The 19,010-nt window shown below is 57.3% G+C and carries 15 protein-coding genes; 1 reads left to right on the top strand and 14 read right to left on the bottom strand.

Going from position 1 to position 19,010, the window contains the following annotated elements; all coding sequences use genetic code 11:
* Positions 1-14: 14 nt before the first annotated feature.
* From BMOU_RS02880 to BMOU_RS11680, 9 genes are all read right to left on the bottom strand, one after another.
* The gene (locus BMOU_RS02880) at positions 15-1,106 is read right to left on the bottom strand and encodes a glycoside hydrolase family 5 protein (protein WP_034874707.1); all 1,092 of its coding nucleotides are present in this window, start codon (positions 1,104-1,106) and stop codon (positions 15-17) included.
* Positions 1,107-1,252: 146 nt separating this feature from the next.
* Positions 1,253-3,283: an alpha-xylosidase gene (yicI, locus tag BMOU_RS02885; RefSeq protein WP_034874709.1), complete on the bottom strand. Its 2,031-nt coding sequence runs from the start codon at positions 3,281-3,283 to the stop codon at positions 1,253-1,255.
* A 113-nt stretch (positions 3,284-3,396) separates the two neighbouring features.
* Positions 3,397-5,526, bottom strand: a complete 2,130-nt coding sequence (locus tag BMOU_RS02890; protein ID WP_034874711.1) for a beta-glucosidase family protein — start codon at positions 5,524-5,526, stop codon at positions 3,397-3,399.
* 69 nt (positions 5,527-5,595) lie between these two features.
* Complete coding sequence (locus tag BMOU_RS02895) at positions 5,596-7,089, bottom strand: alpha-L-fucosidase (RefSeq protein ID WP_034874713.1); 1,494 nt, start codon at positions 7,087-7,089, stop codon at positions 5,596-5,598.
* Positions 7,082-7,756 carry an SGNH/GDSL hydrolase family protein gene (locus tag BMOU_RS02900; RefSeq protein WP_034874715.1) on the bottom strand — a complete coding sequence of 225 codons (675 nt, stop codon included), beginning with the start codon at positions 7,754-7,756 and terminating at the stop codon, positions 7,082-7,084. The genes BMOU_RS02895 and BMOU_RS02900 overlap by 8 nt, the downstream gene beginning before the upstream one ends.
* A gap of 169 nt (positions 7,757-7,925) precedes the next feature.
* Positions 7,926-9,710, bottom strand: a complete 1,785-nt coding sequence (locus tag BMOU_RS02905) for a type 2 periplasmic-binding domain-containing protein (RefSeq protein ID WP_034874717.1) — start codon at positions 9,708-9,710, stop codon at positions 7,926-7,928.
* Positions 9,711-9,833: 123 nt separating this feature from the next.
* On the bottom strand, positions 9,834-10,766 hold the full coding sequence (locus BMOU_RS02910) for a carbohydrate ABC transporter permease (protein ID WP_034874719.1): 933 nt from the start codon (positions 10,764-10,766) through the stop codon (positions 9,834-9,836).
* Between the two features lie 24 nt (positions 10,767-10,790).
* On the bottom strand, positions 10,791-11,660 hold the full coding sequence (locus tag BMOU_RS02915; RefSeq protein ID WP_235143674.1) for an ABC transporter permease: 870 nt from the start codon (positions 11,658-11,660) through the stop codon (positions 10,791-10,793).
* Positions 11,661-11,703: 43 nt separating this feature from the next.
* Entirely contained in the window at positions 11,704-11,829 is a 126-nt protein-coding gene (locus BMOU_RS11680) for a hypothetical protein (protein ID WP_268744937.1), read from the bottom strand.
* Positions 11,830-12,031: 202 nt separating this feature from the next.
* Here BMOU_RS11680 and BMOU_RS02920 point away from each other — a divergent pair, with 202 nt between their 5' ends.
* On the top strand, positions 12,032-12,694 hold the full coding sequence (locus tag BMOU_RS02920) for a YesL family protein (RefSeq protein ID WP_034874721.1): 663 nt from the start codon (positions 12,032-12,034) through the stop codon (positions 12,692-12,694).
* Between the two features lie 448 nt (positions 12,695-13,142).
* Here the strand turns inward: BMOU_RS02920 and BMOU_RS02925 are convergent, their stop codons facing one another.
* From BMOU_RS02925 to BMOU_RS02945, 5 genes are all read right to left on the bottom strand, one after another.
* Entirely contained in the window at positions 13,143-14,288 is a 1,146-nt protein-coding gene (locus BMOU_RS02925) for a glycoside hydrolase family 172 protein (RefSeq protein WP_034874723.1), read from the bottom strand.
* Between the two features lie 101 nt (positions 14,289-14,389).
* Positions 14,390-15,268 (bottom strand): carbohydrate ABC transporter permease, encoded by an 879-nt coding sequence (locus tag BMOU_RS02930; protein ID WP_034874725.1) that lies wholly within the window; start codon positions 15,266-15,268, stop codon positions 14,390-14,392.
* Positions 15,269-15,284: 16 nt separating this feature from the next.
* Complete coding sequence (locus BMOU_RS02935; RefSeq protein ID WP_034874726.1) at positions 15,285-16,223, bottom strand: carbohydrate ABC transporter permease; 939 nt, start codon at positions 16,221-16,223, stop codon at positions 15,285-15,287.
* Between the two features lie 105 nt (positions 16,224-16,328).
* Entirely contained in the window at positions 16,329-17,636 is a 1,308-nt protein-coding gene (locus BMOU_RS02940; RefSeq protein ID WP_034874728.1) for an ABC transporter substrate-binding protein, read from the bottom strand.
* Positions 17,637-17,832: 196 nt separating this feature from the next.
* Complete coding sequence (locus BMOU_RS02945) at positions 17,833-18,903, bottom strand: LacI family DNA-binding transcriptional regulator (RefSeq protein ID WP_051428871.1); 1,071 nt, start codon at positions 18,901-18,903, stop codon at positions 17,833-17,835.
* Positions 18,904-19,010: the final 107 nt, after the last annotated feature.

A 19,010-nucleotide genomic window follows, 5' to 3' on the forward strand; every position in this document is an offset into this window, starting at 1 on the left:
CGTTGGAGGTTGTGTTATCGCGCTGCCGACATGGCGTGCGCCTCTTGGTAGATGGCTTCGATCTCGGGATCGAAGAAACGGCCGGTTTCGCGATCGAGAAAGCGCATTTCCTTGGTGGAGGTGTCCCATAGGATCGGGCAGGAGCCGTTGGCTAGCGCGCAGCGGATGACGGTACGCAGCCATCTGATGTTGCTGTCGTGATCCTTGTGGTCGATGGGTTCGGTCAGAAGGCCGTACTCGCCGACGATCACAGGAATGCCATTGTCGATGAAACGCGCCTTCTGTTTGGCGAAGTCCGCTTCGACTGCGGCCACCTCCTCGTCGCTACCCCATTCGTCGATCGGCGTGCACCAGTCGCTGTCATGTTCGGCGAGCACGAATTCGGCAGGCGAGTAGTAGTGGATCGACACAATCAGATGATCGTCGATGACGTCTTTCGGCAGCCGGAAGCGCTCGTTGCAGGTCAGTGCGGTGTCGGTGTTGTAACCGGGGATCAGAAGGAACCGGTCGGCATTGTTGCCGCCGGAGGTACGCACGATATCGACAAACAGTTGGTTCAGCCGATTGAGCAGTTCGTAGGCAGTGTCTTGGTGGGCGGCGTGCGGAAAGCAGATCTCATTGCCGCCTTCGAAGATCAGATGATGGTCGTAGTCGTGGAATCGTTCCGCGATCTGATGCCACAGTGCGGAAAAACGAGAGCAGACGCCCGGATAGTCCTCGCTGGCGGTGCGGATCCAACCGAACGGGCCATTGCCGCCATCGTGGTGTACGTCGACGATTACGTTCAGTCCGGCATCATAGCTCCAGTCGACGGCACGCTGCACGGCGTCCATCCATACCGTGTCGACGTCGCCGGTGTTCGGATTCTGCCAGTCTTTCCATGTAACGGGAATACGAATGGTGCCGAAACCTGCCTTCTTGACGAAGAAGGCGCATTCGCGGGTGAACGGTTTGTTGAACCACAGCCGCTGCTGGTCTTCGGGCGTCCACACTCCCCCGGTGGTGATCCTTATGTTGCGCTCATCGTTCAGCGGAACCGGGTCGAAGGTGTTGCCCAGATTCCAGCCGAGACCGAGATCGCGCACAAATTCAAGTGCTGTGGTCATTCGTCGCCTCTTCTCGCCATACAAAACTCCCACTGGCGGGAGCGGCCGCGCGTTCGCGCGGCTGAAGGTGGCCTCTACGATGCAAAGCCACCCTCAGCTAGGCCCTTCGACCTGTCAGTCTCACCAGCGGGAGACAGGTTTTCACATCACACGTGCAGCGGATCGGTGCCCGGGCGTGCCAGCACCGGCAGGGTGTGGTAGTCGTACTGCTCGGTGTACCACTTGCCCGGTTCGTAGGCGGTGCCGGTGATGATGTTGGTCCAGGCCTGGCCGGTGCCGTCGTCCGGCACATAGAAGCGGGCCACGCCATCCTCGCGGAATACCGGGGCGACCAGCAGGTCATCGCCCAGCATGTACTGGGTGTCGATGTCTTCGCAGGTCGGGTCGTCCGGGAATTCGAGCACCATGGCACGCATCATCGGAACGCCTGTCTCGTGCGTCTCCTGAGCCATCTTGAGCAGGTACGGCTTGAGCTGCAGCTTGAGCTCGGTGAACTCGCGGGCCACGTCGACGGCCTCGTCGCCATACAGCCACGGCACCTTGTAGGCAGTGGAGCCGTGGTAGCGGGAGTGGGAGCTCAACAGGCCGAACTGCGTCCAACGCTTGTACAGGTCCGGGCTCGCCTGATCCTCGAAGCCGGCGATGTCGTGGCTCCAGTAGCCGAAGCCGGACATGCCGAAGCTCAGGCCGGCACGCAGGGATTCCGCCATGGACGGGTAGTTGGAGGAGCAGTCGCCGCCCCAATGCACCGGGAACTGCTGGCCGCCCACGGTTGCGGAACGGGCGAACAGAATGGCCTGATCGGCGCCCTTGGTTTCGACGAGTACGTCATAGACGGCCTTGTTGTACAGGTAGGTGTAGTAGTTGTGCATCAGTTCCGGATCGGAACCGTCATAATACTTGACGCCCTCGGTCGGGATGCGTTCGCCGAAGTCGGTCTTGAAGCAGTCGACGCCCATGGCCACGAGCTTCTTCAGGTAGCCCTGGTACCACTCGGTGGCCTCCGGGTTGGTGAAGTCGACGACGGCCATGCCGGCCTGCCACTTGTCCCACTGCCACACGGAGCCGTCTTCGTTCTTGATGAAGTAGCCGTTCCTGGCGCCTTCCTCGAACAGCGGGGACTTCTGGCCGATGTAGGAGTTGATCCACACGCAGATCTTCAGGCCGCGGTCATGCAGCTTCTTGAGCAAACCTTCCGGATCCGGGAACTTGGACTTGTCCCACTCGAAGTTGCACCATTCGAGTTCCTTCATCCAACGGCAGTCGAAGTGGAATACGGACAGTGGAATGTTGCGCTCGGCCATGCCGTCGACGAACTCGAGCACGGTCTTCTCGTCGTAGTCGGTGGTGAAGGAGGTGGACAGCCACAGGCCATAGCTCCAATCCGGAACCAGCGGGGCCTTGCCGGTCAGGTCGGTGTAGGTGTTGAGGATCACCTTGAGATCCTCGCCGCCGATCACGGAGTAGCTCATCTCTTCGCCCGGCACGGAGAACTGCACGCGGGAGACCTTCTCGGAGCCGACCTCGAAGCTGACCTTGCCCGGATTGTCGACGAACAGGCCGTACTTCCTGTTGGACAGGTAGAACGGGATGTTCTTGTAGGCCTGCTCGGTGCCGGTGCCGCCGTCCTCGTTCCAGATGTCGACGGTCTGGCCGTTCTTGATGAAGTTGGTGAAGCGTTCGCCCAAGCCGTAGATCTTCTCGCCCACGCCGAGGTCGAGCTGTTCGCTCACGTGCAGACGGCCTTCCGGATCGGTGACGAGGCCCTTGGCACGCCAGCCGGAGTGCGCGATGACCTTGCCGTCGTACAAGTACTTGAAGTCGATGGTCTCACCCTTGGCGATTTCGAGGGTCAGGCGGCCGGAGGTGAAGGTCCACTTGTCGTCGGTCTCGCTGATTTCAACGTCCGGATCGGTTTCGTTCAAGCCGAACTTCGGGCAGTTGCTGCGATCCTTCCTGAAGTTGATCAGCTTGGTGGTGATCACGTCTTCGCGCGGCGAGGTGACCTCGATGGTCAGGATGCCGCCGTCGAGCGTCATGCCGGCGTTGTAGATCGGAGAGCCGAACGGGCAGAACAGGGTAAGCTTCTTCGGCTCGATGTTGGCAGTATAGATGTTCGCTGCGTACTTGACGCTGAAACCATCCTTGACGAGCCAGCCGCCGTTGAGGAACTTCATACATTGCTCCTTTGCATTGATCGGATTCCGTCTTTGGAAGGCCGGTCGTGGTCGGCCCTCCAAAGACGGTTTGTTATTTCATTTTACCTTATTGATAAGTTTATAGATAAGCGCTATGCGACACGTCCGGAAAGACGGATATCTTCAACCGAATCACCCACGAACACGTTTGCCGCCGGCGCAAGGGCGTAGGCTTCGGATTCGTTGGACCAGTAGCGCAGTGCCTTGGCGACGGGCATCGTCACGGTGACTTCACGGGACTCGCCGGCAGCCAGTTCGACTTTGGCGAAGCCCTTGAGCTCCTTGGCCGGGCGATCCTCGCCGGTGCCCTCAAGGCCGAGATACACCTGGGCGACCGCCTTGCCGGCGCGGCCCCCGGTGTTCTCGACGGTGAAGGTGGCACGGATCTCATCGCCCACATGGCGCACGTCAATGCCGTGATAGGCGAAGCTCGTATAGCTCAGTCCATGGCCGAACGGGAAGAGCACCGGAATCCGCCTGGTATCGAAATAGCGGTACCCCACGTAGATGTCTTCCGTGTAGTCGACGTGGCCTTCGAGACCGAAGGTGCCGATCTTATGCGCGGGTTCGTCGGCGAGCGCTATCGGGAAGGTTTCCGGCAGATGGCCGCTCGGATTCACGCGCCCCAGCAGTACCTCGGCCAGCGCGGTGCCGGATTCGCAGCCCGCATACCAGTTCCACACGATGGTCTTGGCCTTGCCGGCCCACGGCATCTCGACCGGAGAGCCGGCCACAAAGACAAGAATTGTGTTCGAATCGGCCTCAAGCAGCGCTTCGATCAACTCGTCCTGGCCGTACGGCAAGCGCATGTCGGTGCGATCGCGACCTTCCAGGTCATGTTCATGGTCAAGGCCGCCGACGAAGATCACCGGATTCCCGGCGTCGGCGTACTCGCGGGCCTTGGCCACGGCCTCCTCACGCAGCACCTTGGCCCGCCCTTCGTCCTTGGCATCGGAGCCCTTGGAGTTTTCAAGGCTCTCCTCCTGCCAGGACTCGTCCTGGTTGACCTGTTTGGCGTCGTATCCGAGTACATATTCGATGTCGACATTGCCGCCAAGCTCGCCGTTGAGGCCCAGCAGAGGCGAAACCTCATGCAACGCCTTGATCACGGCCGAGCCGCCACCGTTCGAGTGGATGCGGTCGGCGTTCGCGCCGATGACCAGCAGTCGGGTCATCTTCGTCTCGTCAAGCGGCAGCAGACCCTCATCGTTCTTGAGCAGAATGATGGATTCGCGCGCGACATCCAGTGCCTTTGCGGCATGGCCAAGGCTTGCGTAACGCCCCGGCTTGCGGTTCGCGCGGGCATCGCCCAGCATGTGCAACGCATCCATGACGGCGATCACGCGCTCGACCTTCACGTCGATGTCGCCTTCCCTGACCTCACCGGCCTCCACGGCCTTCTTCAGCGGTTCCGCAAAGTAGTATTCGTCGAAATTCGGCGTCACCGACATCTCGACGTCCATACCGACTTCGGCGCTGGCCTTGGTGTCGCGCACGGCGCTCCAATCGGAAACGACGAAACCATCGAAGCCGTATTCACCGCGCAGAATGTCGTCAAGCAGCTGCCTGTGTTCGCAGCACTTGGTGCCGTTGACGAGATTGTAAGCGCCCATGACGGAGAGCACGCCGCCATCCTGCACCGCCGCCTCGAAAGCCGGCAGGTAGATTTCGCGCAATGCCCGCTCGCTTACGCTCTCGTCAACGTCAAGTCGGTCGGTCTCCTGGCTGTTGACCGCATAGTGCTTCGCGCAGGCGGCCACGTCGGATTCCTGCACGCCCTGGATGTAGGCTACGCCCTGTACGGAGGTCAGTACCGGATCCTCGCTCATGTATTCGAAGTTGCGTCCGCATAGCGGGCTGCGTTTGATGTTGATGGAGGGGCCGAGAATCACGTCTTTGCCGCGGCCACGCGCCTCCTCGCCAAGCACCTCGCCGGTCGCGCGGGCCAGATCAGGGTTCCAGGTGGAGGCGACGGCCGAGCCGGAAGGCAGGTAGGTCACGTAGTCGCGGGTGTTGTACAGCGGCGCCCAGTTGTCGTTATGCAGTTCGGCGCGAGGACCCATCGGACCGTCGTCCATCTTGAGGGACGGAATGCCCAGCCGTTCGGCACCGCCGTTACGGAACAGGCCCGCGGCGTGCACGATGGCGATCTTCTCGCCCAACGTGAGTTTGGCGGTCAGGTCCTTGGCCAGAGCCTTGTTGGCTTCGGTGATTACGGTCATGTTCTCTTCCTTCTTCGTTTCCTTCAGTCGCTGGTCTGACTGTGGGTGGTCGTTATGCTGTTCTTCCCATCAGCCGACGGTTATCTTGAACCCGATCGGCAGCCCCTTCTGGTCGGGTTCCCTCGGCAACGGAGAAATCTCCAAGGCTTCGTCGCCGCGGCGGAACCGCACAGATCCCGCCCCAAGCTGCTCCACTGATGCGACGATGCCGTTGAACGGCGGTTTGATGCCGTCGTGATACGCGGCGAATGTCGACATCGTAAGTGTTTCACAAGATGTTTCATGATTATCCGCGATATCGTCGGGATTCAGGCAGAAGGCGTAGATCGCACCGTTTTTCGTAGTAAATCGCCAATCGGCGGCCGTCCATGCAGTCGGTTGCTGATCGGCGAACATGCCCTCGGCCTGCTTCGTCGGGCCTTCCTGCGTAAGTCTCCATGGACGGGTGCCGTAGATGCCCTCGCCGTTCGCACGCAGCCAATCACCGATGCCGAGCAACAGCTCACGATCGTGGTCGGCGATCGAACCGTCCGCACGCGGGCCGACATTCAGCAGCAGATTGCCGTTCTTCGACACCGCATCGATCAACGAGACGATCAGCTCGGCGAGCGTCTTGTAATCCAACGAATTCGTATAGCACCACGAATTGCGGGCGATTGCGGTATCCGTCTGCCAGGCGAACGGCGTCGCATCGGCGAAGCCGCCGCGCTCCACATCGACGATGCCCGCGCCCCAGGCGAGACCGTCATACTTGTAGCAGATCGAAACGTTCCGGCCCCACTGTACGCCGCGGTTGTAGTAGAAGGCGACCAGCTTCCTCATGTACGGCTTGAACGACTCGTGCTGCACCCACCAATCGAAATACAGCAGTTCCGGCCGGTAGTTGTCGATGATCTCGCAGACGCGCAGCAGCCAATCCTCCAGATATTCGGCACTCGGCGCGGGAGTGCTGTGAATGTCGAATTCGTTCGGTTCGGGCATGGCCGGCCAATAGAAATCGCCCTTCTGCAACGGCTCCTTGATATCGGAGTCGAAGTCCTTGCCATGGCCCATGAACCACCAATGTTCGGCGCGATGGTTCGAGGTGGCGAAATGCAGTCCGTGGGCGCACGTGGCGTCGCGCAGCTCCCCCAGCACGTCGCGGTGCGGACCGGTTTCGAAGGTGTTCCAATGCGACAGTTCGCTACGGTACATCTGGTAGCCGTCATGGTGTTCGGAAACCGGGAAGTAGTAGCGCGCGCCGGCGGCGGCGAACAGATCGAGCCACTCGTCCGCGTCGAACCGTTCGGCGGTGAACATCGGGATGAAATCCTTGTACCCGAACCTGTTCTGCGGGCCATAGGCGCTCACGTGGTGCTCGAACTCCGGGTATCCCTCGATGTACATGTTGCGCGAATACCATTCATTGCGGTATTCGGGAACGGTGTAGAGCCCCCAATGCGTGAAGATGCCGAATTTGGCGTCGTTGAACCATGCCGGGGTCGGAGCCTGGCTCAACGACTCCCAGGTGTCGGCATAGGGACCGGAGGCGATGACCGCCTCGACGGTGTTCATATCAATCATCAAACGTAGTCCTGTTCCAATCGAAGCCCACGGCCTGACACCATGCACGGGCAATGATCATCGCGCCGCGCTCGTACGGATGCACACGATCTTGGCTGGCCAAGCATCCGTGCAGCTGGGTGAGCCAATGATCCGCGGCCGCCTGCGTATCGACGAAAATCGCGCCATGGCGTTCGGCCACGCGCTTGGACGCAGCCGCGAATTCCTCAACCTTGGCGCGCATGGCATCCTGTGGGTTCGGCTCGAACATGAACGGACGCATGACGATGACCCCCTTAAGATTCGGCGCACCCTGTTTCACGCGTTCAATAAGCTCGTCATAGATACGCTCGTAAGTTTCCACGGTGTTGAGGCGAGCCTGCCACAGCGGACCGTCGAAATAACGCCAGGCGTCATTCACTCCGATCATGATGGACACATAGTCCGGATTCATGTCGATGACGTCACTCTGCCAGCGTTCAGACATGTCGACGATATCGTTGCCGTTGATGCCTTCATTGATGGTGCACAATGCCTTATCCGGATATACGGCCGTAAGAAGATTATGCAATGTGTTGACATACCCATGCCCATAACCCCAGCCTCCGGGGATAGCAGTACGGTCGCGGTCGGCGTCCGTGATGGAATCACCTACGAAAACAATGCGTGAGTACTTTTGGAAAATCAACTTTGATTCCTTTGTGTCATACGGCGTTGTAGTAGCGCTCGGTTCATATAAACGGTCGGATTGACGGGCTGGCAGGTAAAGAAAGGCGGGGCGCCAGATACCGGTTCAGCACATCTGGCGCCCCGCCTCTTTTTGTTATTTGGATTGCGTGATGGGGACTAACGCCTCATCACTCGGAGGAATCGGAGCCGGAGGACTTCTCCTTGTTCTGATACTCCTTCAGAATGTTCTTACGGGCCTTGTCCTGATCCTTGGCGTTCTTCATGTCGACCTTCAGCACGGAGTCGATGTCCAGGCCATTGACGGTCTTGACCATCTCGTTGAAGATCTTTTCGCATTCGGACTCGGAGCTGGCGAAGGACGCCTTCCAAGAAGAGTTGACGATCTCGGTCTTGATGGAACCACGTAGCGTTGAGATCTGGGAATTCTCCTCCGGCTGGACATAACTGGAACCCGCACCGACGAGCAACATGTCATTGTTCTCCAAGTATTCCATGGTGGTGGAGGCACCCATATGCTCCTGCCAGTCCTTGTTCAACGGGTTCTGGTTGGCCTTCTCGATCTCACTTGGCCACATGACCGGGTTATAGGTGTAGCCAGTATCTGGATCGATGTCGTTCACGGTCACAGTGGTGAAGTTCAGAGCGGAGATACCGTCGGAGTAGGAGCCACCGCCCCACTCTTCCGGCACATTCTTGGATTCGCCGGAGAGTACCGAGGAACCGAATTCGGTCAGAACCGGCTTGCCGTCCTTGATCTCCCAATTCAGACCCTTCGGACCAGCGGCGCCGCCGGTCTGGTTGGAGGAATCATAGACACCTTCCGGAGAGTACAGCCAATTGATGAACTTGACCAGACGTTGCTTGTTCTTAGCTTTGGAGCCCAGAGCAATCATAGTCTTGTCGCCACGAGGAGCGGCGCCGTATGAGAAGATCTTCATATCCTTGAGCGGAGCCAGCATGAAGCCCTTACCCTCGGCCTTATTGGCATTGGTGTTGTAGGCCGCCTGTCCAAGCCACGGCCAGAAGGAGAAGAGCACCTTGCCGTTCTTGTACTTGGAGTTCATGGTGTCGTAGTTCTGGGTGGTGGATTCCGGATCGACGATACCGGCACGGTTGGCGGCATTGAAGAACTTGATCACGCGCTCGTAGATGCCGTTCTTCTTGGTGATGGATTCGAAGTCGGAACCGTCACCCTTGGCCAGTACGAAGCCGACTTCATCATAGCCATAGAAGCAGGTCGGCTGCTTGGCGTTATTCATCATGTTGCCATCCCAGTCCTTGAACAGGGACATGGCATAGATGTCATCGGAGCCGGACTCTTCGCGAGCCTTGTCCTGCATCTGCTTGAGCACCGGGATGAGATCCTCGAGAGTGTCGATTTCCGGGTAGCCGATTTCCTTGTACAAATCCCAACGTAGGTACGGACCGAAGGTCGGCTCGAGGCCTTCGGACGGCTGATCGGGGGTCAGGGTGTCGACTACGGACGCCGGAATGCCCCACACACCGGACTTCTGACCGATCTGCTCGTTGACGTAATCAGTGGCATCCTTGTACTTGTTGATGTACTTCATGCCCTTGAGATACGGGGTCATATCCTCAATTAGACCGGACTTGACAAGCTTGGCGCCTTTACCGGTATCGTAGCCGTAAATCACGATGTCGCCCAGATTGCCCGCGGCCGCACGGGTATCGAACAGCGTGCTGCCACCGCCGGCAACGTTCGGGGCCACGATGTTGAGCTTAATATTGAACTTATCCTTGATGATCTTGGCGAACCAGCCTTTTTGCTCACCCTGATAGTTCGCCAGACCATCGAAGACCTCAACGGTCATCAGAGAGTTGTCATCCTTTTCGGCGGCGGTGGTGCTGCCGGATCCTCCGCAGGCGGAGAGCGACATCATTGCCGCAAGCGTCACTGCCGCGGCAATGGTTACCTTCTTTTTGAGGGACATTGCGTCCTTCCTTTCTCTATTTCCTTTGATTTGCAGGGATAGGGATTGAGATTGCGGGGACGGTTCGACTGACAGGTCTATCCGGCCCCACGATGGTTATGAGGAGTATTGGTCCGTTACGAATCAGCCCTTGACAGCTCCGAGCATCATGCCCTTGACGAAGAAGCGCTGGAAGAACGGATATACGAATAGGATCGGGAGCACTACAATCACGGAGACTGTCATACGAATCGAGGTAGGCGTCTGCTGTGTTGCGAGGGCCGCCACGTTCATGGCGCTGCCTGCGCTTGCTCTCACCGAGGCGGCCAGTGCATTCGCTTGGTTGATGTAGGTATAGAGCACGTACTGCAACGAGTAGAGCTTGGAATCCGTCATGTAGATCAAGGTGTCCTGGAAGGAGTTCCACTGGCCGACGGCGGAGAAAATGCCGACGGTCGCCAGAATCGGGGCCATCATTGGCAAAACGATCTTCCAGAAGATCGTCAGGGTGCCAGCACCGTCCATTTCGGCTGCTTCCTGCAGGGAGGAGGGGATGGACTCGACGAATGTCTTGACCAGGATGATATTGAACGGCTGAACAATGGCCGGCAAGATATAGACCCAGAAGTTGTTGGTCAGATGCAGGTTCTTCATGGTGATGAACATCGGGATCAGGCCTGCGTTGAAGTACATGGTGATCACGATGAAGCGGTACCAGAACTTACGGTGCCACATCTTCTCCTGGGTGAACATGAAGCCGAGGAACGCACTGGCAATCACGGTGAGCACAGTGCCGATGACGGTACGGGCCACGGAGATAAAGGCCGAGGTGGTCAGGCCACTCAGCGCGAAGACCTGCTTATAGTTTTCCCAATGGATGCCTTGCGGCCACCAGTTGACTTGACCCGCTGCGGAGGCGTTGTTGCTGGAAATCGAGTTGATGATCAGGTAGTAGAACGGGTAAACGCAGACGAACGCGAACGCAAGGAAGAAGATAATGTTGAAGACATTGTAGACTTCTTCACCCTTGGTGCGCCTCATAGCCGGCGCAATGCCCTGCTTGATTTTCTTTGCCATGATTGCTTCCTTACTCTTTCCTCATCAGACGATTGACACGCCGCGGGTACGCTTGGACAGCCAGTTCACAACAATCAACAGGCCGACGCTGACTAGCGACTTCAGCATGGAAATTGCGGTTGCATACGATAGGGAGTTGTTGCCCATACCGACGTTGTACACATACAGGTCAAGAACTTGGATGTGCTTGGTATTGAAGGCGTTCTGGAACACGAAGTACTGGTCCATGCCGTTGTTCAGGAAGTTGGAGATCGACAGCATCAGCAACACGAAGTAGGTCGGCAGCAGTTGCGGGATGGTGACGTGGATGATCTGCTGGAAGCGGTTCGCACCGTCCACCTGAGCGGCCTCATACAGCTCCGGATCGATGCCCGCGATGCCCGCGAGGTACATGATGGAGCCCCAGCCGAGCCCCTTCCACAGGCCCCACAGCAGCATCTTCAGCCAAGTATGCGAGTCGGAATCAAGAAACTTGATCGGCTCACTGATGATGTGCAGGTTCTGCAGCAGCTCGTTGAACATACCAGTAGTGGAGAACATGGCGAAGGCCACTGCGTAGACCAGAACCCAGGAGATGAAGTTCGGCAGCGTGGTCAGCGTCTGAATGAGGTTCCTGAACCACTTGGCGCGGATCTCATTCAACGCGATGGCGAAGAATAGCGGGAAGAACGAGGTGAGGATGTTCAGGCCGGACATGGCGAAAGTGTTGATGAGCACCTGACCAATGGTTTGAAGCTGTGCCGGGTTCTGCACCATCATCTTGAACCACTGCAAACCGACGAATTCGCTCTGCGACAGCGGAATCGGCGGTTGGTAGTCATAGAATGCATAAATCCAGCCGAACAGCGGGAGGTAGCTGAACAGCACGGACAGAATCAAAAACGGCGAAATCAATAGGAACAACTTGAACCCATGGCGCCTCCTGTCGCTTTGTTGCTTACTCAGCTTTTCGGCCTTGCGTGCCGCTCTCCGCATTTTTTTTATCGGAAAGCGTCACAGCGCCTGCACTACTGCCATCAGCAGATGTCACCACGCTCTCCATTCCCTCTTGCGACTGCATCATTCCTCCTTTGGTTCGGCGATGCATCCGATGGACCCCCTTCAGGAACGCAACACTTCCTCGATGTCATTCCATCTGGTAACCTTCTTATTTATTGTTTAATAAATAAGCTGTTAGGAGCTATAGTATATTCGTCTTACTAACTTGTCAATTCAGCGTGCCTAACGGCGGGTATGCTTGAAATATCAACGAAAACGGAGGTCTAATGCACTACAACCCCAATAGCCCCGTATGGCAGTTTATCTCGCTCTGCCTACGGTATTTCATCCTGAATCTGTTCTTCCTAATCTCTATCATCCCAATCGTAACCATCGGGCCGGCCAGAGCCGCCCTATATAGCACGGTGTTTGCCTTCAGCGACAACAACGACATTAACCTCGGTCGTGAATACATCAAACGTTTCAAAGGTGAATTCAAGCGAGGCGTCGGTTCCTCCGTCATCTTCGTGACGCTGATCGCCGCAATTGTATTCGCCACCGTATTCTGGAACGCGCTTGACACCAACGCCGCTTACGTAGCACTACCGATTCTCATCATTTTTGGGGTGCTCACATTCCTGACTTTCGAGTACTACTATCCGCTTCAGGCACGCTACGAGAACACCTTCCGGCGGACGCTACGCAACTCCTTCATGATGCCTTGGGCCTGTTTCGGATACACGCTCGGCATCCTTGCCATCGACGTAGCTGCAGGCGCGATCTTTGCGTTCACGCCATACCTGCGATTCCTGTTCGTCCTGCTCGGCTTCGCATGGCTAGCCTACGCCAAATCGCTACTCTACCTGCGGGCGTTCCAGCGCGCCAGCGGCGACCCGAATACGCCACGGGAAAAGCCAGACTATTCAATGCCCAGTGCTTCCATCCAATAACCATGCTCGAAAAACCGGTCAGGGCTCCCATCCGTTGGATGATTCTAGTCACAGACCTTGTCGACGGCTTCGCCATCCCCCTACAACCACTCACTCAACGTAGTTCCGGACGGATGAACTGGATTTGTTAAGCCGAAACGACGTTCAGCCTCGCTTAGCGGCTTTCTAGTAAGAACATTAGCGCATAACCAAACATAGGAAGCCGCGCCAAAGTCACTTGGCGCGGCTTCAATCCAAGAATTCCGCTATGACAACACCGCCCAGCCCTCTGGAACGATCACAATCTCCCGAATCCAAGTCACACAGCGAATGTACGTCCGTCGGAGCTGAAGAACCTTATACCACCCGTCTTGCGGGCGGAGAAGACAACGGAGGAACCGTCCGTTTCGGTCACAATGGTTTCAGTGGCATTTACACCGCTCAGGAACACGGAGACTCCCGCCACCAATCACCGCGGCTGGCGGAAGTGCCGATCGCCAATCGGCGCGAACGGCGCATGGGGCTCAAGCTGATACCAGTAGGCCACCGAGGCGACATCGTCCTGGCGTTCGAAATTGCCGGCCTCTTCGGTGCCGATCTGCTGCCATTCAACACGCAGGTCGGAATCGAAATAAATCGGATCGGGAATGTGCCAACGGTACAGACCGCGCGTCACCGGCGTATTGATGTCCCAATAGGCGCTCTCACGATTCGCGGCGAGTTGCTGCGAATAGAACGGGAACCCTAGATATGGGCCGGTGAACGTCCGTTCGCTCATATGGCCGTTCCCATCGAAGTCGGCGAAGCTCCATGCGCCGCCGAAATAGTCCTCCGCACCGGTGCTGCACCAGGTCGGGTACCGGTCGTCGCCATCGATATACATCTTGAACTCGCCCTCGCCCCACCAACGGCTTTCGAGCGCGGTCAGCGCCAGATAGGTGCCGACGTAGGCGCCGCGGCCGTGCACGCCGTCGAGCACCACATAGTCGCGCGCAAGTTCCGTGACCCGCTCGCGCCGCCACTGCGCATGGAAGCGCATCGCATCAGCCGGCAGCCCGTCGTATTCGGTGTAGTCGATCTGGTAGAAGAAGGCCGGTACATCCTCGTTATGATCGTTGCGCAACACGATGCGCGCATGTTCGAACGGCATGGCGAAGTAGCAGTTGAAACCACGATTGGGCACCACCATGATCGGAATGGAGTTGATGCGGCAGGCCTGCGCGTGGCCGCAACAGAAGAAGTCGCCGATCGGGCATTGCACGGAGGGCGATTCCTCACCGTCCCAATAGCATTCGAGAATGAGATTACGCAGCACGTTCGGGCCGGTAGGCGACGTTCGGTCGGTTACCGTCATCCAGATATGGCGGATCACACCGGGGCCGTCGACGTCCATCAGCGTTACGGATTCGCCGGCCTTGACGGTCTGGATGCAGGGGCTGCCCTTGCGTGAGGGGCCGAGTTTGCTGGCTGCAGTCGCGGCCGTACCTTTGCCGCCGGTCGGATTCTCCGCGTTCACGCAGCGGGTGCGGCCATGGTTCGTGGCGAGCGCCAACGCATCCAATGCGTTGTGTCCGAAGCCTGCGGCACCGAAGCCGATAGTGGTCGGATCTATCATGATTGCTCCTTTGGAGGGGTTGGCGCATCACATGCCGTTATCAACTGCATTGAGACCCTTCTGCATATGGTGCGCCAGTTATGTTTCCTGCGGCTATCGCCTTACTTGACCGCACCAGCGGTGATGCCCTGCGACAGCTTACGTTGGAAGATGATGAAGAAGATGATGGTCGGGATGATGCTCAGCAACGATGCCGAAGCCAATGTGGTCGCCTCCATTGTACGCTGCCCCTGCAGGGTGGCAAGTGCCAGTGGAATGGTCTGCACGTCATCGCCCATGAGGAAGGCCATCGGAATCATGTATTCATTCCAAGTCCACACGAAGAAGAACACGAACAGCACGCTGATGGTCGACCAAGAGATGGGCAATACCACCTTGCGCAGAATCTGCCATCTGGAGGCGCCGTCAATCGCCGCCGCTTCCAGAATGGCCTGCGGGAACGTGCCGTACACAGAGGAAAGCAGATACGTTCCGTAAGCGCTTTGGATGATGGTGAAGATGATGATGATCGCCAGTTTGGTGTTATATAGGCCAACCTGCTTGAACATGGTGTACAGCGGGTAGAGCAGCGCTTCCTGCGGCATCATGTTGGCGAGCATGATGGCCAGTACGATCCACGTGTTGCCTTTGACTTTGCCAATGCCCAGCGCGAAGGAGTTGAGCACGGACAACACCACGGCAGCGACGGCAACAACCAGCGAGATGACGAGGCTGTTCCAGAATTTGAGTGGGAACTTCGTGGTGGTCCAGAAGGAAACGATGCCTTCCATGGTGAAGTGTTTCGGTAGGGAGAGCGGGCCGGCGGCATTGTAGTCGGCGGAGGTCTTGAATGCGTTGACGGTCAAGACCAGCAGTGGGAACAGTACCAGCAGAGCGGCCACGATCAGCAGGATCAGTGTGATCCAGTCTCCGGTTGAGCGAACATGTTGCGTTTTCTTTGAGGCCTTGCGTGCGGCGGCCGCGGACATTGTTTGGGTCATGGTTCCACCTTTGCTTTCAGACGAGTTCCTTTTCGACGCGCTTCTGCACGATCGTGAACACGATGGAGAACACGATGATGACCGCAGTCAGCGCAGTGGAGATCGCAGCACCGTAGCCGACTTGCTGCACCTGGAAGAATTGGTTGTAGGAGTAGTACGACGGCACTGTGGTTGCGGTGCCGGGGCCGCCTTTGGTCAGCAGGTAGACCGGGGCGAAGGTCTTCAGAGCACCAATGGTGGCTGTGAGGATGACCACCAGCAATTCGGGGATGATGGACGGCAGGGTGACCACGCGGAATTTTTGCCACCAGTTGGCACCGTCGAGCCCTGCCGCTTCGTACAGTTCGGGATCGACTCGCTGCAGGCCGGACATGAAGATGACGATCGGATAGCCGAGCTGAATCCACACGAGGATGAACATAAGCACCGGCAGTGCGCTATCGGGACTGCCGAGCCAGTTATGCTGCAGGAATCCCAACCCAAGTTTGGAAAGCAGGGCGTTGACCGCACCGTCTTCCGGGCGGAAAATCCAACCCATGATGATCGCCGCGACTGCGACCGGCAGTAATTGCGGAAGGTAGAACAGCGCGCGCAGGAAAGAAGCCATCTTGCCGCCGAACTTCTTCTGAATCACATCCGTGAGCAAAGAGGAGATGAACAGGCCGAGAATGGTCGGAATGACCACTATGGCGACGATAATCCAGAACGAGTTGGCAAAGGAAATCCAGAATGTGGAGTCGGAGAACAGTCGCTGCCAGTTCTTCAGGCCCACCCACTTGACCGGGCCCACTCCGCGCCAGCGAGTGAAGCTCAGATAGATGTTCCATACGAACGGAATCACAACGATGATAAGCAGGCCGAGTAGGCCCGGAATGAGATACGGCACGAATTTTGCGGAGCGGCTGCCGGGAAGCCTTGACATCGAGATGCCTCCGCGCTTGGTCTTGTGCGACATTACAGGATCCTTTTGATGAAGATTGATGTATTGCAGGTGTGGCCCGCCCGCAAACGGGCCACACCGATGGTTGGTTACCGAACGATGCGCCGGCCTGATTGCGCCTTAGTTGTTCTTGACACCCATGTCCTCGACACCGGTGTCATACTTCTCGTGGATGTTCTTCAACACGTCGGCTGGCTTCTTGGTGCCGTTGACCAGTTCCTGGAAGGCTGCAGGCACTGCGTCGGTAAGGTTGGAGGCCGCATAATCCGGATAGTAGCTAAGCTTGCCCTCGTCAGCGTAGGATGCGTACTCCTCAATCATGGCCTTGCTCTTTTCGTCCGTGATCTTGTCGGTATCGGCGGCGACTGGAATGCCTCCCGCATTGCCGAGGAAGTTCTGCACGTCTTCGGAGAGCACATAGTCGATGAACTTGGCGGACAGATCCTTATGATGCGACTTTTCGGGAATCACTAACAGGTTGCCGGCACAGCCGATGGCGAAGTTGGATTCCGGCATGACGGCGGCGTCCCAGTCGAAGGAGGTGATTTGCTTGACGAAGCGACCTTGGTTCCAGGTGCCGGTCTGGTAGATCGGATACTCGCCCTTGATGAAGGCCTGCGTAGTGTCTTCAGCCTTCATACCGGTCGCATTGCGGGAAATGAAGCCCTTGTCGAGCCATTCGTTGATGGTGTTGACGGAGGAGGTCAGAGTCTTGGAATTCCAGTCGACATCGCTTTTATACAACTGCCAGTTGTCGATGAACTTGGAGTCGGCGTTCTTGGAGACAAGCTGCCACCACAGCCACATCACGCCGTATTCCTGCGCGTCGGCAGCGATTGGAGTTACGCCGGCATCGACGAATTTCTGGCATACGTCCACGAATTCATCGTAAGTGGTTGGGATTTCAAGACCGTACTTGGCAAAGAGGTCCTTATTGTAGTAGACACGTTGGAATTCGGCGTAGCTGGTCATGCCGTACCAAGTATCGCCATCCATGATGCCGCTCTCATCGTACTTGGCAACAGCCGCGTTCGCACCGGTCACCTTCTTGTCCCAGCCATACTGGGAGACATAATCGCCGAGATCGGTGAGCAGGCCCATGGTGGAGAGCACACCAGCGGAACCATTGCCACGATTGGATTCCATAAGATCCGGCGCTTCGTCGGAGTTCAGGAACTGGCTACCGTTCTGGGCAATCTGTGTGAAGGATTTGCGTTCGAACTTGATCTTGACTCCGGTTTCCTTTTCAAAGGCTTCCGCGGCACGCTTCCACGCTTGGGTCTGGCCGGCATCATCCTCTTCGTAATACCAGAATGACAGGCTGTCCGGCTTCTCCTCGTCCTGCGCATTATCACTGCCGCATGCAGCGAGAGAGGTCAGCGACAGTGCTGCGATGGCCATAGTGGCCAGTCCTCTTTTGATATTCATTTCTTTTCTCCTTATTTTCCTTCCGGGGCGCCTTCCTTGCAACGCTCCAAAAATATGATTGTTGAAACGTTTCGACACTGTGTATGGGGACTCTCTTCAGACGGGCCGTTACAGCTGTCAGTCGACGTCGGTCATTATTGAAACGTTTCGATTGTGCCTATGAAGTTATGCTGTTCACACCGAAGACTTCGCCGTTTTACCGTGAAGCCACCTTCAGTGCCCTTTCGCCGGGACTTATCTCGGCAACGGAACCGCGGAGTTTCACTGCGGGAGCCTCAAGCTCGACGTCACCCTTGATCTTGGCACCTTCCTCAATTGCCGAAACTAAGAGTCCCATGGCCTGTGAGCACAGCTTCTCCGGCATGACTGGCATCTCGGTAATCGGCCGCGACATCAATTCGCCGTCGAAATACGTACCGCACGACAGCACCGAAATATCTTCCGGCACCGACAGTCCAGCGCCCGATAACTCCTGCAGTACCCGATTGAGCACATTGGCGTTGGCCTGATTGATTATCGCCGTCGGACGATTCTCATCAGCAAAGGTCTCTCGCACAAAACGGGTCGCGTCGAAACGGTCATCCTCATATCGCGAGGATTCAACAACTGTCATGCCACGTTCCTTTGCACGCGCCAGCATGCTCTCGCGAAAGATCACAACATACCCGGAGCTCCGCTCGTAATCGGACTCATTGTTGCGCAGGAACACAACCTTACGATGACCTTTGTCGAATAGAAGATCAACCGCCTTGCGACCGGCTTCGGCGAAATCGATATCGATGCAGGCGCAGCCCTCATGCACTGACGGATAGCCAATGGCCACACAAGGTTTGGAGAAGTTGCCGGATGCAGCCGCACGCTCATCATCCTGTTCGACGTCAAGTAGTACCACGCCATCAACCAAGTTGCTTTGCGTCACGCGACGGATGTCATTCACTGCATCCGGGCCGGTCAGCAACAGCACATCATAGCCGGCATTCCTTGCAGCCCACGCGGTGTGCAAAAAGTAGGCGTTATATTTAGCCTGATTGATATCGCCACGAATCGGTGCGCTCAATGCGATGACCTGCGACCGTATACCACGCATCTTGCGAGCGCTGGCGTCCGGGGTGTACCCAAGCTTCTCCACCGCCGCCATGACCTTGTCGGCCGTCTTGGTGGAAATCGAACGCTTACCGGAAAGCGCATATGAGACGGTGCTGACGGACACCCCCGCCTCACGGGCCACATCTTTGATGCCTGCCACCATCATCGCCTCCCTCGGCATCGGCGCTCTTGACACCGTTCTTCAAATCCCTCAGCACAGCAACGTGCCGAATCCATATCAATATCCCGACAAACCCTCGATTCCCGTAATCGAATCGTTTCGTCGAA

Source organism: Bifidobacterium moukalabense DSM 27321, from assembly GCF_000522505.1.
Classification (GTDB): Bacteria; Actinomycetota; Actinomycetes; order Actinomycetales; family Bifidobacteriaceae; genus Bifidobacterium; species Bifidobacterium moukalabense.